This is a genomic window from Pseudomonas sp. B21-021 (genome assembly GCF_024749205.1).
In the GTDB taxonomy this organism is placed as follows: Bacteria; Pseudomonadota; Gammaproteobacteria; order Pseudomonadales; family Pseudomonadaceae; genus Aquipseudomonas; species Aquipseudomonas paraglycinae.
Genome location: NZ_CP087192.1, coordinates 6,310,132 through 6,324,213 on the forward strand (window position 1 = coordinate 6,310,132; position 14,082 = coordinate 6,324,213).

The window sequence follows — 14,082 nt, forward strand, 5'->3', positions numbered from 1 at the left end:
AAAGCAACTCTATTACTTCTGTTAACAAGAATTACTTGCAATAATGCACGCCACTTTTGTTCTCGGCCTCACGAGGCCTGGAAGAGCATTACCGTTTTTCTATCTCAGGTCCGGCCAGCATGACACGCATTCAAAACTCCGCTTCGCCAACCAACCGACCTCGCGCCTGGAGCGCCGTGGCTGCCCTGCTGCTCAGCCTGATGCTGGCGCCAGTTGCCGCATTCGCTGACGCACAGGCCCCGGCCGCACCAGCCGCCACCGAGCAAAGCGCTCCGGCCGCCGCACCTGCCGCGACCGACCCGGTGCAGGCCGTAGAGGCCAGCGCCGCCGATGCGCCGGAAGTCCTCGAAGCCGACAACACCCTGGGCATGGCACACGACCTGTCGCCATGGGGCATGTACCAGAACGCCGACGTGATCGTTAAAGCCGTGATGATCGGCCTGGCCATCGCCTCGATCATCACCTGGACCATCTGGATCGCCAAGGGCTTCGAGCTGATGGGCGCCAAACGCCGTCTGCGTGGCGAGATCGCCGCCCTGAAAAAAGCCGCCACGCTTAAAGAAGCCAGCGCCACCGCCGCGAAGGAAGGCACCCTAGCCAACCTGCTGGTTCACGACGCGCTGGAAGAAATGCGCCTGTCGGCCAACGCCCGCGAGAAAGAAGGCATCAAGGAACGCGTCAGCTTCCGCCTCGAGCGCCTGGTTGCCGCCTGTGGCCGCAACATGAGCAGCGGCACCGGCGTTCTCGCCACCATCGGTTCCACCGCACCGTTCGTCGGTCTGTTCGGTACCGTGTGGGGCATCATGAACAGCTTCATCGGCATCGCCAAAACCCAGACCACCAACCTTGCCGTCGTAGCACCGGGTATCGCTGAAGCGCTGCTGGCTACCGCACTGGGTCTGGTTGCCGCGATTCCTGCCGTGGTCATCTACAACGTCTTCGCCCGCTCCATCGCCGGTTACAAGGCTCAGGTGTCCGATGCGTCGGCTCAGGTGCTGCTGCTGGTCAGCCGCGACCTCGACCACCAGCCTGAGCGCAACAGCTCGCAACCGCACATGGTGAAAGTGGGGTAATCGGCCATGGGCCTGCATTTGAAAGAAGGCGCAGACGACGATCTGGCCGAGAACCACGAAATCAACGTCACGCCGTTCATCGACGTGATGCTGGTGCTGTTGATCATCTTCATGGTGGCCGCTCCGCTGGCTACCGTGGACATCAAGGTTGACCTGCCTGCCTCGACCGCCAAACCGGCGCCGCGGCCGGAAAAACCGGTGTTCCTCAGCGTGAAGGCTGACCAGCGCCTGTACATTGGCGAAGACGAAGTGAAAGCCGAAACCCTCGGCGCCGCACTCGACGCCAAGACCCAGGGCAAGAAAGACACGACGATCTTCTTCCAGGCCGACAAAGGCGTGGATTACGGCGACCTGATGAGCGTGATGGATAATCTGCGCGCCGCCGGTTACCTGAAGGTCGGTCTGGTCGGACTCGAGAGCGCGGTCAAGAAATGATCACGACGCGCCATAAGCTGACGCGTTACAGCGGTAGCCTGGCCGTGGTGCTGGGTGTTCACGCGCTGGCCATCGCGCTGGCGCTGAACTGGACCGCCCGCCCGCCCATCGAATTGCCGCCGCAGGCAATGATGGTCGAGCTGGCACCGGTTCCGGCCCCGCCACCGCCCGCACCGCCGAAAGTCGTCACGCCACCGCAGCCACCGGCTCCGGTTGAAGAACTGCCGATCCCGAAACTGGCCGAAGCGCCAAAAGCCGAGATCGCGGTGCAGAAACCGAAACCCAAGCCGAAACCAAAACCGCCGAAGCCGATCGAGAAGAAACTGCCCGATCCGCCGAAGGAGAAACCGTCCGAAGAAAAACCGGCCGATACCCAGCCGACTCAGGCCCCGACGGAGAAATCCGCCCAGCCTGCACCGGGCCCGTCGCCTGCACAAATGGCCGCCAAGGCCAGCTGGCAAGGCACCCTGCTCGCGCATCTGGCCAAGTACAAGAAGTACCCGGCCAGCGCTCAGGCGCGGGGCAAGGAAGGCTTGAACCGGTTGCGTTTCGTGGTCGATGGCGAAGGCAACGTGCTGTCGTTCGAACTGGTGGGCCGCTCCGGCAACGCCGATCTGGACCGGGCCACCCTGGAAATGATCCGCCGCGCCCAACCGCTGCCCAAGCCACCGGCCGACATGCTGACCAATGGCGCGATCGAAATCGTTGCGCCGTTTGTGTACTCGCTGGAACGCCGCCGCTGATCCGCACTCGCGGAGCCCGGCCTGATCCAGCCAAAAAGGCACCGAAAGGTGCCTTTTGCTTATCCATCCACGGCAAACCGGCATTGCCCGGTGTCGCATTCATCACTCAGTCTGATAACGTGCGTCTATCGATTGCAGCCGGTATGCTTGGCCCGCATCTTCATGGACGCTTGCTATGACCCTCACAGAATTACGCTACATCGTTACCCTCGCCCAAGAGCAGCATTTCGGCCACGCGGCCGAGCGTTGCCACGTCAGCCAGCCGACCCTGTCGGTGGGCGTGAAAAAGCTTGAAGACGAACTCGGTGTGCTGATTTTCGAGCGCAGCAAAAGCGCCGTGCGCCTGACTCCGGTCGGCGAAGGCATCGTCGCCCAGGCGCAGAAAGTGCTGGAGCAGGCCCAGGGCATCCGCGAACTGGCCCAGGCCGGCAAGAACCAGCTGACCGCCCCGCTGAAAGTCGGCGCGATCTACACCGTCGGCCCGTACCTGTTCCCGCACCTGATTCCGCAACTGCACCGGGTCGCCCCGCAGATGCCTTTGTACATCGAAGAAAACTTCACCCACGTGCTGCGCGACAAACTGCGCAACGGCGAGCTGGACGCGATCATCATCGCCCTGCCGTTCAACGAAGCCGACGTGCTGACCCTGCAACTCTACGACGAGCCGTTCTACGTCCTGATGCCGGCCCAGCACCCGTGGACCCAGAAAGAATCCATCGACGCCGCGCTGCTCAACGACAAGAGCCTGCTGCTGCTCGGCGAAGGCCACTGCTTCCGCGATCAGGTGCTGGAAGCCTGCCCGACCCTGACCAAAGGCAACGACGGCGCCAAGCACACCACGGTCGAATCCAGCTCGCTGGAAACCATTCGCCACATGGTCGCGTCCGGCCTGGGCATCTCGATCCTGCCGCTGTCGGCGGTGGACAGCCATCACTACGCCCCGGGCGTGATCGAGGTTCGTCCGCTGTCGGCACCGGTGCCGTTCCGCACCGTGGCCATCGCCTGGCGCGCCAGCTTCCCACGGCCGAAAGCCATCGAGATCCTCGCCGACTCCATTCGCCTGTGCTCGGTCGCCAAGCCTGCCGCGCCGGTCACGGCCGGTTAAGCCAGCGTCATGACTGAGCTGTCGCAGGTGTCGGTCACCGCACTCAAGGGTGTCGGTGAAGCCATGGCCGAAAAACTGGCCAAGGTCGGTCTGGAAAACCTCCAGGACGTGCTGTTCCACCTGCCGCTGCGTTATCAGGATCGCACCCGCGTGGTGCCGATCGGCGCATTGCGGCCGGGGCAGGACGCCGTGGTCGAAGGCACCGTCAGCGGCGCCGACGTGGTCATGGGCCGGCGCCGCAGCCTCGTCGTGCGCTTGCAGGACGGCACCGGCGGCTTGAGCCTGCGCTTCTACCACTTCAGCAACGCGCAGAAAGAAGGCCTCAAGCGCGGCACGCGGATTCGCTGCTACGGCGAAGCCCGGCCCGGCGCGTCGGGGCTGGAGATCTACCACCCGGAATACCGCGCCATCAATGGCGACGAGCCGCCGCCGGTGGATGAAACCCTGACCCCGGTCTACCCGCTGACCGAAGGCCTGACCCAGGCCCGTCTGCGCCAGTTGTGCATGCAGACCCTGACCCTGTTGAAACCGGCCACCCTGCCCGACTGGCTGCCGACCGAACTGGCCCGCGACTACCAATTGGCGCCGCTGGCCGATGCGATCCGCTACCTGCACAACCCGCCCGCCGATGCCGACGTCGACGAACTCGCCCTCGGTCATCACTGGGCCCAGCATCGCCTGGCTTTCGAAGAACTGCTGACTCACCAGCTGTCGCAACAACGCCTGCGCGAAAGCATGCGTTCCCTGCGTGCGCCGGCGATGCCGAAAGCCACGAAGCTGCCGGCGAAATACCTGGCCAACCTCGGCTTCAACCCGACCGGTGCCCAGCAACGAGTCGGCAACGAAATCGCCTACGACCTCAGTCAGCACGAACCGATGCTGCGACTGATTCAGGGCGACGTCGGCGCGGGCAAAACCGTGGTCGCCGCCCTCGCCGCTCTGCAAGCGCTGGAGGCTGGCTACCAGGTCGCACTGATGGCGCCGACCGAAATCCTCGCCGAACAGCACTTCATCACCTTCAAGCGCTGGCTCGAACCGCTGGGCATTGAAGTGGCGTGGCTGGCCGGCAAGCTCAAGGGCAAGAACCGCGTCGCCGCGCTGGAACAGATCGCCAGCGGCACGCCGATGGTGGTCGGCACCCACGCGCTGTTCCAGGACGAAGTGCAGTTCAAGAACCTCGCGCTGGTGATCATTGACGAACAACACCGCTTCGGCGTGCAGCAACGTCTGGCGCTGCGGCAGAAAGGCGTTGGCGGGCGCATGTGTCCGCATCAATTGATCATGACCGCCACACCGATTCCGCGGACGCTGGCGATGAGCGCCTACGCTGACCTCGACACCTCAATCCTCGACGAACTGCCGCCCGGTCGAACCCCGGTCAACACCGTCCTGGTCACCGACACCCGCCGCGTCGAAGTCATCGAGCGGGTGCGCAGCGCCTGCGCCGAGGGCCGTCAGGCCTATTGGGTGTGCACGCTGATTGAAGAGTCCGAAGAGCTGACCTGTCAGGCCGCCGAAACCACGTTCGAAGACCTGACCGCCGCCCTCGGCGAGTTGAAGGTCGGGCTGATCCACGGCCGCATGAAACCGGCCGAGAAAGCCGCCGTCATGGCCGAATTCAAGGCCGGCAACCTGCAACTGCTGGTCGCCACCACCGTGATCGAAGTCGGCGTCGACGTGCCCAACGCCAGCCTGATGATCATCGAAAACCCCGAGCGCCTCGGCCTCGCGCAACTGCACCAGTTGCGCGGTCGAGTCGGCCGGGGCAGCGCGGTCAGCCATTGCGTGCTGCTCTACCATCCGCCGCTGTCGCAGATCGGCCGCCAGCGCCTGGGTATCATGCGCGAGACCAACGACGGTTTCGTCATCGCCGAAAAAGACCTCGAACTGCGCGGCCCCGGCGAAATGCTCGGCACCCGCCAGACCGGTCTGCTGCAATTCAAGGTCGCTGACCTGATGCGCGACGCCGATCTGCTGCCCGCCGTGCGCGATGCCGCCCAGGCCTTGCTCGAACGCTGGCCCACCCATGTCAGCCCGCTGCTCGACCGATGGCTGCGACACGGGCAGCAATACGGCCAAGTGTGAGCACCGTCGCAGTTTCTCAAAGCTCGTTCCAACCAAGCTGGTTATACTCCAGCAATTGTTTCAAAAACGGATACAGACCATGACCGAAGCTGCTCTCGCCCCCGAACTCCCGCACGCTCCGTCTGTTATTCGGCTGCTGCTCAACAAGCTGGGCATCGCCTACGAAGAAGTGCTCGACCACCACGGCCTCAACGCCTCGCGCAAAGTGCAGGCCGTGTTGCTGGACGACGCGGTCGGCGCGCTGATGGTGCTGTTTCCACAGAGCCAGTTGCTGGATCTCAACCGCCTCGCCGAGCTGACGGGCCGTCGCCTGACCGCCGTGTCCACCGAGCGCCTGGAAAAGATGCTCGGCAAACACAGCCTGAGCCTGCTGCCGGGCCTGCCGGCGCTGACCAGCTCGCCGTGCCTCTACGAAGAAAGCCTGCTGCGCGAGCCGAAGTTGCTGATCAACTCCGGCGAGCCGGGCCTGCTGCTGGAAATCGCCAGCGAAGACTTCAAGACCATGCTGACCAAGGCCAGCGCCGCCAACTTCGGCGAAGCCCTGAGCAGCATCCGCCCGAACCTCGACCGCCCGGACGATGACCGCGAGGAAATCACCCAGGCCGTGCAGGCGTTCACCGCGCGGCGCATCCAGCAACGTCTGGAAGCGACCATCGAGATTCCGCCGCTGGCCGAAACAGCACAAAAAATCATCAAGCTGCGCGTAGACCCGAACGCCACCATCGACGACATCACCGGCGTGGTCGAAACCGACCCTGCGCTGGCCGCGCAAGTGGTGAGCTGGGCGGCGTCGCCGTACTACGCTTCGCCGGGCAAGATCCGATCGGTGGAAGACGCGATCGTCCGCGTGCTGGGTTTCGACCTGGTGATCAACCTGGCGCTGGGCCTGGCCCTCGGCAAGACCCTTAGCCTGCCGAAAGATCACCCGCAACACACCACGCCGTACTGGCAACAGTCGATCTACACCGCCGCCGTCATCGAAGGCCTGACCCGCGCCATGCCGCGCGCCCAGCGCCCGGAAGCCGGCCTGACCTACCTCGCCGGCCTGCTGCACAACTTCGGCTACCTGCTGCTGGCCCACGTGTTCCCGCCGCACTTCTCGCTGATCTGCCGTCACCTGGAGGTCAACCCGCACCTGTGCCACAGCTATGTCGAGCAGCACCTGCTGGGCATCAGCCGCGAACAGATCGGCTCCTGGCTGATGCGCTACTGGGACATGCCGGACGAACTGGCCACCGCTCTGCGCTTCCAGCACGACCCGAACTACGACGGCGCCTACGCCGAATACCCGAACCTCGTCTGCCTGGCCGTGCGCCTGCTGCGCAGTCGCGGCATCGGCTCCGGGCCGGATGAAGACATTCCGGATGCTTTGTTGGAGCGTGTTGGTTTGACGCGCGACAAGGCCAATGATGTGGTCAGCAAAGTGCTTGAGGCAGAAGTGTTGCTGCGTGAACTGGCTTCGCAGTTCAGCCAGGCTTAAAGAACCCGCTCGGACATTCGATCAAATGTTCGAGCGGGCACTTGCTGAAAAAGTCGATGAGCCTCCTTCAGCCCAAATAACGCACTACATAACCTGAGATTGGCTCGGAAAAATCGATAAGTGCGTATCCACTCATGACGACCTTGTTGTCGATCGTGACGGCGCCATCCTGGAAGATCACAAACGCCTTGCTGTCGTTGAACCGAACAAAACCGTCAATACCAAACGACATGTCCTGAGAGCCATCCATCAGATAGCGTGCTGCAACCAGCCAGAGAGCCTCATCTGCGGAGTCACTAAAACCTTGCCCGCTGACAATGATAGCGACCGCCTGACCTGCAAGATTTTGTTGTAACCCAACACCAAGCCATAACTCACCCTTCGGCATGAGCTGGGTGAAAAGCGGCTGGCCGTTGTTAAATACACAGTTGAAACTGCCATCATGATTAATCAGTGTGATCAGCCCTTTATCTGCACTTGATTCAAAAGGTTGATACCAGCCCGAAGCGAGGATTCCTTCAACGCCATTAATACCTGGCGTCAGCGTAAGCGCTCCAAAGGAAAACCCTCGCGCCTGCTGTTGAGTAATTGAGAAAAGCCCATTTTTGTTGCCACCAAACTGGAGATCAAACTGGCCTTGAGTGTCGTAGCGAATGACATAAGCGCTAAGCTTTCCATCTTCAGCGTGTGAATAACTGCCAACAATCAGCACTTTCCCGTCCGCCTGAACAGCGACACCACCAACGGAATTCCAGCGACGCTCAACCTCCGGAATTTCAACCAACACAAACCCGGTGCTGTTGAAAGACAGATCCAGCAAACCTTTCTCAGTGAGTCGAATGACAATACCTTGAAAGTCGTCCTCCCCATAAAACAAGTCGCCAAGCAGGACAACCGAGCCATTCGACTGGACGGTAGTGCAAGGGCCACGGCCAACACCTGTTTCTACAGCGGGCCTCTGGTCTCCGACCAAATATTGGGAAGGAGTCACGAATTTCACATTCGTGTGGATGCCAAGGAGATCGTAGACATTGATGATCGCTATGCCCTTATCGCCAAAATCGGGATCCGGTTGACCATCCGGACCAAATCTCACCGCAGCGACCTCGGATACGCGGTCAATATCTGCAATATGTCCCGCGACTACCCATCCGCCCTTCGTCGTGGGAAGTAACTGCGTCGGGGCGAACTGTTTGTTCTGAGGGAAGATGATTTCGGCGACGCCACCCACACCAAACGAAACATCCCGCGATCCATCCTCATTCAGACGAACCACATTGGCGGGCGATCCAGCCACTGTACCCAATGCTATGAGCAGTCGATTTTCTAGAAGTGGCAGCACAACACGAGCCGTACCACCAACATCCTGAAAGGGCAAAGGCACGACACCTTCGCTGCCGAATTGCGGATCCAGCGTACCGGCGGTCAACGGCTTAATCAGGCTCATAACGTATGCTCCCTATGACTGAATGAGTTCCAAAAGAGGAATCATCGAAATAGGAACACCGCGCTACCCACCCGTCACCTGTCAGATCTGACAGTGCCGTCGTTCTCCGTGATTCGCTGACCAGATTTGAGGCCTATTGCCTCAGCTCATCGAGCAGCAGATGTCTTTTTTCTCGGCTTCAAATACTTCATCAACCCCTGAAACCACATCACCAGCGCCGGATTGCCCTTGAGCTGGATCGACTTGTCCTGAATCCCCTGCATGAACGCCAACTGCTTGTTCTTCGCCTGCATCGTGGCAAACCCGAACGCCGCATCCTTGAACGCAATCGCAAACGCCGGTTCCGCCACCACCCCGGACTTGCTGGTAATGCGCTGGTCCTTCACCACGAAATGCCGCGCCACTTTCCCGTCCAGAGTCTGCAGCTGAAACACCAGATCCTTGTCACCCAACTGCTGCTGGAACGCAGGATTTGTCCGACTGGCCTTACCCATCAACAGACCCAGCATCCACAGAAGAAAACGAAATTTCATGCGCACAGCCTCAAAAGGAAAATGAACGGCCGGGGGAGTGTAAGGGATTCGGGCGGATTCGCCACTATCCAAGACTGATAGAAGACGATGTAGGTCTTTTCTCGCATGATGACTGCCAAGTCACGCTCCCCAATTCTTGAACCTGATCGCTCCCACGCTCCGCGTGGGAATGCATCCCGTGACGCTCCGCGTCACACCACCCCCGTCCTACACCTGAAGAAACACATTCCTGTAGGAGCTGCCGATAGCAGTGGTTTCTTGTTCCTCTACCCCGCAAATCCTTGGGAAATGTCCTTCAAACTGCGGTGCTGTCCATGAACTAGGCAGGCTGGGCCATCGTCGATAGCCTCCGTGTGTCGCCGCAAAATCGGTGACCGGATGTGCAAGTCCGAAAACCGGGGCAAATCTTTCCAACTCCAAAGGATTTACACCGATGATCGATCCAACCCTCACTGACGAAGAAGTTTCCCCCTACGAATTCCCAGACTCGAAGAAACTCCATGAAGCCGCCGAACGCGCCCTCGACCACCACTTCAAACCCAGAGCCCCACGCCCCAAACGCCTGGGCGGCCTGTTCGCCCTCTGCCCCAACGCCGACGCCGAAGCCCTCATGGCCAACGCCTCCGAAGACCTCCTGTCCATCAGCGCCATCGCCGCCAACCTGGCCGACGACCTCGACGGCCCCCGCCGCTCGATGGCACTGGGCCTGAGCAGAATGGCCGACGGCGTTCGATTGATGGTGGAAGGCACGCTCGATCACATTGAGTTTCGGGAGTATCAAGCCAAGCCGTAGCTGAATCGCGGGCGGAAAAAAAGGGGACGTTGAGTCCCCTTTCCTGATCTTCGGCAGCAGAGATTAGCGAAAGTCCTCTGCGCTTTTTGGTCGTGTCTCTAACCCGAAATCCGCCAACCGGTGTACGTAAGCATGACCACCGGCATTACAAGACTGTCGGAATACAACTTTGTCCCCCTTGAGCACCTTCAGATAACTCAAGAAGGCCTGGTTAACGAGGTAGGTATACGCACCGCTTTTGAACTTGATGATGTTCAGGTTCACGCTGCCTTCCGACGCATCTACAACAAAGAACTTTCCCTTGGGTGGCATAGCGTTCTTTGGATAAACCATCTCGATGTTCCCCGGCACACCATAGCGATACTGAACAGAACCGGCCGTGGGCTTGCTGTTTCCCCGCGCACAAACAGAAACCGTCTTGCCGCCCTCCAGCGGGCAGCTGAAGTAAATGTCTTCGTCATCCGAGCACAACGTTCCATCCTGCCCGCCCTTCAATGGCGCCGTCTCCTGCGAAACGCGCTCCGGCGTTTGAGCGATATCAGCACAGTTGGACAGGCAAACCAGTTTCGAAAGATCCGGATCATCGCTTTCAGTGAACACGTACGTCGCTGAACCATCACGGTTGCGGCCGTGATAAACGGGAACACTGACGGCCAGCCCTTTGGCCGACACCGGCACCTTGGTATCCCCGCCCGAGACGACCCAGCCTTCGGCCTCCCCGCATAACGCCTCCAAAGCGACCTCACTGAACGAATCTTTCGTTGGCACGGCGAACGGCTTGGCGTCACCTCGGCAGTCATAGCCATGCCAGTAGGGTCCGGTGTTCATATCAATATCGATCGAGAAAACATAAGCGCCGTCGAGCACCACCTTGCCGCTGTCGTAGGTGAAAACCAGCCAACGACGCGACTTCGCCTGGGAGTAGTTTTCTTCCTGAAGGATGTAGCGCTCACCATCTCGGTACAGCCAAAAGCCACTCATCGCTCCAGCCGGTTCCTCCATCTCGGATAGACGCTGCCCGGAGTGTGCGTCCACCAGAAAGTTGTCCTTCAGCGCCAGCGCGCAGTCGCTGCCAACGTCCCTGCACGACGTGAGAGACGGGAACATCGGTCCCGCCACCGCAGAGAAAGAACATAGCAATAACGCGATCAAACCTAGTCTTTTCAACGTGCCACCTGCTTCAAAGCGAGTAATCCATCACTTCTTCCAGCCGCCAGCATTGCCCACGGACAAACCGATACTCGAAGACATAATCGGTATCCGGTTTCTGCAGGATGGCGACGGCGTGATCACCCTGCTCTTCCTTGACGGTCAACGTCAGGCCCTGGACCTCTCGCTTCGCTACATCCGGGATGATCGGGAACTTGAGCTGATCGCCGCTGAGGCTGCTTTTCTGCATCTCAGGCTCGGGATCACCGGCTACGGTCGTGACCATTTTCAGCGGCTGTTGGACGAAGGCTTTCTGCACGTCTGCGCGTTCAGAGAAGTCTGAGAGGAACGTTGAAAAGTTGGGTGAGGGGCAAGCAGCACTGGCCTTGTCACCATCAGTTTTGAGCGGCTTCTGACGGTTGCCCTTTTCCAGTTTCGAATCCGAAATCATCCTTCCATCCAGATCCGCCAAGTACTTCTTGATGCTCGCCGCATCCTTGTAAGCACACTCGACTTCTACGCCCTCTTCCTGATCTATACCGTCACGGCAGTTCTGCAACTCGGGGTCTGGCGGGTCACCACGAAAGAACTGCAAAGCCAAGTGGTCGCCGTCCTTGAAGAGCGGCAATTCCAGCACCGAATAGGAATCTCCTTCGAAATGCTCGTGCAGAACTTTGTGTTTTGTCAGAACAAACATGGTTTTCCCCGCTCGCTCAGGGAATTTGCGCTCGAAGAAGAACACCGAGGCGATCTTCTCGCCTTCAATCTTCCACACATAATTCAGCGAAGGTTTCACCGCATTCATGGGCGCGTAGAAAATCTCGGCATCAGGCACATGCACGTCCCTGACATGATCCTTGAGGTTGTTCTTCAAAAAGAACACCATGATCTTTTGATCACCCAACGAAGCAACCACCGGGGGATGCAGTTCTCCGATGGTTTGTGGGTCGCTTGCCGATGCCGGCTGAGTCGACAAGCCGGCGATGATCCCGAGCACACCAAAACAACTTGAAAGCTTGTTCAATTCCGATCACTTCCCTGCTGATCAATCTTCTAAATTTACGCTGATGGTTTCACGATGACTCAGGTGCGCCGCACTTCAGCTCTTTGATTTGCTCGTTCTGAATTGGAATTACACAGGTGAGGCGCTTCTCTGCCTCTTCACGAAGCTCGAACAAGCTGAGCGTCAGGTGTAAACCATCCGCAGTGAATGCATGATCCTCAAACAATGCGCTGGCGTAACCATCCCAAAACGATTTGCCGTTAAAACTGCAAAACCGTTTTGAGGAGAGCACCCGCCAATTGCCCTTGGGCGCGAGGATCTGAACATTGAGGCAGGGGCTACCAAACGTAGTGACATAACGAGCCACCACATCGCCGTATCGTTGCGAAGCAGAGCTGGAAACCTTGGCGACATCAAACACTTCACTCGGACCATCCGGGACGACCGCATCCAGGTAGGCTGCACGCTCTAGACTCATTCTGGCGATGCACTTATTGAGCACCAAGGTATATGCCTGCGATCCGGGTTCGACATCCGTGGCATCAAGGGGGCAAGTGGTATCGCGCAACTTGATCCAGGCGCGTTGCGATTCTTTGGCCATGGCCATGTAAGCCTTTCCTTGCTCAGGCTCAGACTTCCATTGAGATTCGAATCGCGCCATCAGCTTTTTGTAGCTGGCGTTGAGTTTTGCATCGGCACTCTTGCGGTCGGCTTCCACACATTCGTCGTATTGCCAGCTCACAGTGATGACTTTGCAAGTGTCCTCAGCGAACGCGGCTGAAGCGGACAGCAGTCCTAAGGACAACGCGATAAAACGCACAAACATGTTCAATTCTTCATTCCCTGAATGACGGAGCGCTCAACTGCACGTTGAGGTATTTTCTGCGCCTTGCCGTCAGCGCTCATCGCGTCGCGGTACTGGCTGTAATAGCGCTGCGCTTCGTCTTTGCGATCAAGGCGCCAGAGTGAATCGGCGATGTTCAACATCAGCACTGTGCGCTTACCGACGGCCTCAACGCCGCGATAGAACTTCAGCGCCAGCTCATCTTTGCCGCCCTCGGCCAAATAAAAGCCCAGGTCGTTATAGGCCTGAACATTTTGCGCCGGGGGATTACACGCCATGTAGGACTCTGGACTTAAAAAGACCAGACCCCATTCGATGGACTCTGCTCGGGACTGCGCCAGTTCGTTACTTGTGACATGTTTCAGCAAGTCCTTTGGAGACCTCGTCTCCAGGGCGGGAGTGAGCACATCGCCGTCGCCGGTTACCCATTGATTGCCCTTCCACTGACCGACACAAAAAGTGGCCGAACGATCAGCCAGCACACAACCGGTCTCCATGGAGATCACCGTGCAATGCTGTTGCGACACTAGCTTCTCTTCACCGTTTTCGTCCGACAACATGCCGAAGATCACCGGGTCGAGCAGCAAGGTTTTCTTGTCAGGACTGAGCATATTGGAGTGCCCATCGGCGCCAATGTCGACGCCGAAGAGCGGGAAGATTTTCCCATTGGCGGCGAACCACGCAGTCGCCGAATCCACACCGGGCATCGTCCATTCTGTAGCCCGAAACGACACTGTGTTCCCGTCGACGCCTATTATCCGCGGGTCCTCGGCAAAGGCGCTCATAGCTCCGAACAGACAGCCGATCATCGATACCCACTTAAGGCTGCCCATAGTCGATCCTTTTAACCGAGGGACTTTCCGACTGCAGCTGCCTCTTGGTCACGCCATAAGCCTTGATCAGTTCTTCCCAAGAACCCTTCGAACGAAATGAGCGCTGAGTATTATCGAAGCTGTATTGCTCCAATCGCCACGCTGTCGAGTAATACCCGCGCCATTCAGGACAGGCACCGCAACCGCCGTAGCCACCTATCGAAACGAGGCTGCCCTTGGTGCCTTTCACACAATCCATCGCCACGACAACGTTACTCAGCATCTTCGCTTTCTTACCGTCAGACGTGAGCTGTGAAACCTTGTCGATGTTGCGGCGCAGCACTTTGCCGCCAATGTTGATTGTCTGATCGGTGCAGACCGGGATGAGGTGGGTTTCTGCGTCATCCACCGTCACGGATCGGCAGGACGACACCATCACCACTTCAACACCGCCACATTGCATGACATCGCGTTGCGTGTAGGCGTCCTTGGGAGCGGCGAAAGTTGGAAGCGAGAGCAGCAGCGAAAGGCTGCCCGCGAGAAAATGGTTCATCCAATCATCCTTAATTAAACAGCGGCG

Annotated in this window: 14 protein-coding genes; 7 read left to right on the forward strand and 7 right to left on the reverse strand. The window is 59.1% G+C overall.

What is annotated here, in order from left to right; all coding sequences use genetic code 11:
* Positions 1 to 119: 119 nt before the first annotated feature.
* From exbB to LOY31_RS28595, 6 genes are all read left to right on the forward strand, one after another.
* Positions 120 to 1,073: a tonB-system energizer ExbB gene (gene exbB / locus LOY31_RS28570; protein WP_221534052.1), complete on the forward strand. Its 954-nt coding sequence runs from the start codon at positions 120 to 122 to the stop codon at positions 1,071 to 1,073.
* A gap of 6 nt (positions 1,074 to 1,079) precedes the next feature.
* Entirely contained in the window at positions 1,080 to 1,508 is a 429-nt protein-coding gene (gene exbD, locus LOY31_RS28575; RefSeq protein WP_127800643.1) for a TonB system transport protein ExbD, read from the forward strand.
* Positions 1,505 to 2,251, forward strand: a complete 747-nt coding sequence (locus tag LOY31_RS28580; protein ID WP_007954422.1) for an energy transducer TonB — start codon at positions 1,505 to 1,507, stop codon at positions 2,249 to 2,251. The genes exbD and LOY31_RS28580 overlap by 4 nt, the downstream gene beginning before the upstream one ends.
* Before the next feature lie 175 nt (positions 2,252 to 2,426).
* The gene (locus LOY31_RS28585) at positions 2,427 to 3,356 is read left to right on the forward strand and encodes a hydrogen peroxide-inducible genes activator (protein ID WP_007954418.1); all 930 of its coding nucleotides are present in this window, start codon (positions 2,427 to 2,429) and stop codon (positions 3,354 to 3,356) included.
* 9 nt (positions 3,357 to 3,365) lie between these two features.
* Entirely contained in the window at positions 3,366 to 5,441 is a 2,076-nt protein-coding gene (gene recG / locus LOY31_RS28590) for an ATP-dependent DNA helicase RecG (RefSeq protein WP_007954416.1), read from the forward strand.
* Positions 5,442 to 5,520: 79 nt separating this feature from the next.
* A complete protein-coding gene (locus tag LOY31_RS28595; RefSeq protein ID WP_221534051.1) occupies positions 5,521 to 6,921 on the forward strand; it encodes an aminoacyl-tRNA deacylase and HDOD domain-containing protein in 1,401 nt (466 codons plus the stop codon).
* A gap of 67 nt (positions 6,922 to 6,988) precedes the next feature.
* Here the strand turns inward: LOY31_RS28595 and LOY31_RS28600 are convergent, their stop codons facing one another.
* The gene (locus LOY31_RS28600) at positions 6,989 to 8,368 is read right to left on the reverse strand and encodes a hypothetical protein (RefSeq protein WP_221534050.1); all 1,380 of its coding nucleotides are present in this window, start codon (positions 8,366 to 8,368) and stop codon (positions 6,989 to 6,991) included.
* 146 nt (positions 8,369 to 8,514) lie between these two features.
* Positions 8,515 to 8,901, reverse strand: coding sequence for an SCP2 sterol-binding domain-containing protein (locus LOY31_RS28605; protein ID WP_221534049.1), 387 nt, complete (start codon positions 8,899 to 8,901; stop codon positions 8,515 to 8,517).
* 433 nt (positions 8,902 to 9,334) lie between these two features.
* On the opposite strand from LOY31_RS28605, the gene LOY31_RS28610 reads away from it, so the two are divergent.
* Positions 9,335 to 9,694 carry a DUF6124 family protein gene (locus LOY31_RS28610; RefSeq protein WP_221534048.1) on the forward strand — a complete coding sequence of 120 codons (360 nt, stop codon included), beginning with the start codon at positions 9,335 to 9,337 and terminating at the stop codon, positions 9,692 to 9,694.
* A gap of 63 nt (positions 9,695 to 9,757) precedes the next feature.
* Here LOY31_RS28610 and LOY31_RS28615 read toward each other — a convergent pair whose 3' ends face one another.
* From LOY31_RS28615 to LOY31_RS28635, 5 genes are all read right to left on the reverse strand, one after another.
* Complete coding sequence (locus LOY31_RS28615; protein WP_221534047.1) at positions 9,758 to 10,801, reverse strand: hypothetical protein; 1,044 nt, start codon at positions 10,799 to 10,801, stop codon at positions 9,758 to 9,760.
* Positions 10,802 to 10,874: 73 nt separating this feature from the next.
* The gene (locus LOY31_RS28620) at positions 10,875 to 11,867 is read right to left on the reverse strand and encodes a hypothetical protein (protein WP_258712620.1); all 993 of its coding nucleotides are present in this window, start codon (positions 11,865 to 11,867) and stop codon (positions 10,875 to 10,877) included.
* Positions 11,868 to 11,916: 49 nt separating this feature from the next.
* Complete coding sequence (locus LOY31_RS28625; protein WP_221534046.1) at positions 11,917 to 12,672, reverse strand: lysozyme inhibitor LprI family protein; 756 nt, start codon at positions 12,670 to 12,672, stop codon at positions 11,917 to 11,919.
* 2 nt (positions 12,673 to 12,674) lie between these two features.
* The gene (locus LOY31_RS28630; RefSeq protein ID WP_221534044.1) at positions 12,675 to 13,523 is read right to left on the reverse strand and encodes a type IV pilus biogenesis/stability protein PilW; all 849 of its coding nucleotides are present in this window, start codon (positions 13,521 to 13,523) and stop codon (positions 12,675 to 12,677) included.
* Entirely contained in the window at positions 13,510 to 14,055 is a 546-nt protein-coding gene (locus tag LOY31_RS28635) for a hypothetical protein (protein ID WP_221534042.1), read from the reverse strand. Before LOY31_RS28635 ends, LOY31_RS28630 begins: the two co-directional genes overlap by 14 nt.
* Positions 14,056 to 14,082 lie beyond the last annotated feature (27 nt).

Coding starts and splice junctions, on each gene's coding strand:
- LOY31_RS28625 (WP_221534046.1), bottom strand. CDS start 12,672: ATGTTTGTGCGTTTTATCGCGTTGTCCTTAGGACTGCTGTCCGCTTCA.
- recG (WP_007954416.1), top strand. CDS start 3,366: ATGACTGAGCTGTCGCAGGTGTCGGTCACCGCACTCAAGGGTGTCGGT.
- LOY31_RS28635 (WP_221534042.1), bottom strand. CDS start 14,055: ATGAACCATTTTCTCGCGGGCAGCCTTTCGCTGCTGCTCTCGCTTCCA.
- LOY31_RS28585 (WP_007954418.1), top strand. CDS start 2,427: ATGACCCTCACAGAATTACGCTACATCGTTACCCTCGCCCAAGAGCAG.
- exbB (WP_221534052.1), top strand. CDS start 120: ATGACACGCATTCAAAACTCCGCTTCGCCAACCAACCGACCTCGCGCC.
- LOY31_RS28615 (WP_221534047.1), bottom strand. CDS start 10,801: ATGTTCCCGTCTCTCACGTCGTGCAGGGACGTTGGCAGCGACTGCGCG.
- LOY31_RS28595 (WP_221534051.1), top strand. CDS start 5,521: ATGACCGAAGCTGCTCTCGCCCCCGAACTCCCGCACGCTCCGTCTGTT.
- LOY31_RS28610 (WP_221534048.1), top strand. CDS start 9,335: ATGATCGATCCAACCCTCACTGACGAAGAAGTTTCCCCCTACGAATTC.
- LOY31_RS28630 (WP_221534044.1), bottom strand. CDS start 13,523: ATGGGCAGCCTTAAGTGGGTATCGATGATCGGCTGTCTGTTCGGAGCT.
- LOY31_RS28605 (WP_221534049.1), bottom strand. CDS start 8,901: ATGAAATTTCGTTTTCTTCTGTGGATGCTGGGTCTGTTGATGGGTAAG.
- exbD (WP_127800643.1), top strand. CDS start 1,080: ATGGGCCTGCATTTGAAAGAAGGCGCAGACGACGATCTGGCCGAGAAC.
- LOY31_RS28580 (WP_007954422.1), top strand. CDS start 1,505: ATGATCACGACGCGCCATAAGCTGACGCGTTACAGCGGTAGCCTGGCC.
- LOY31_RS28600 (WP_221534050.1), bottom strand. CDS start 8,368: ATGAGCCTGATTAAGCCGTTGACCGCCGGTACGCTGGATCCGCAATTC.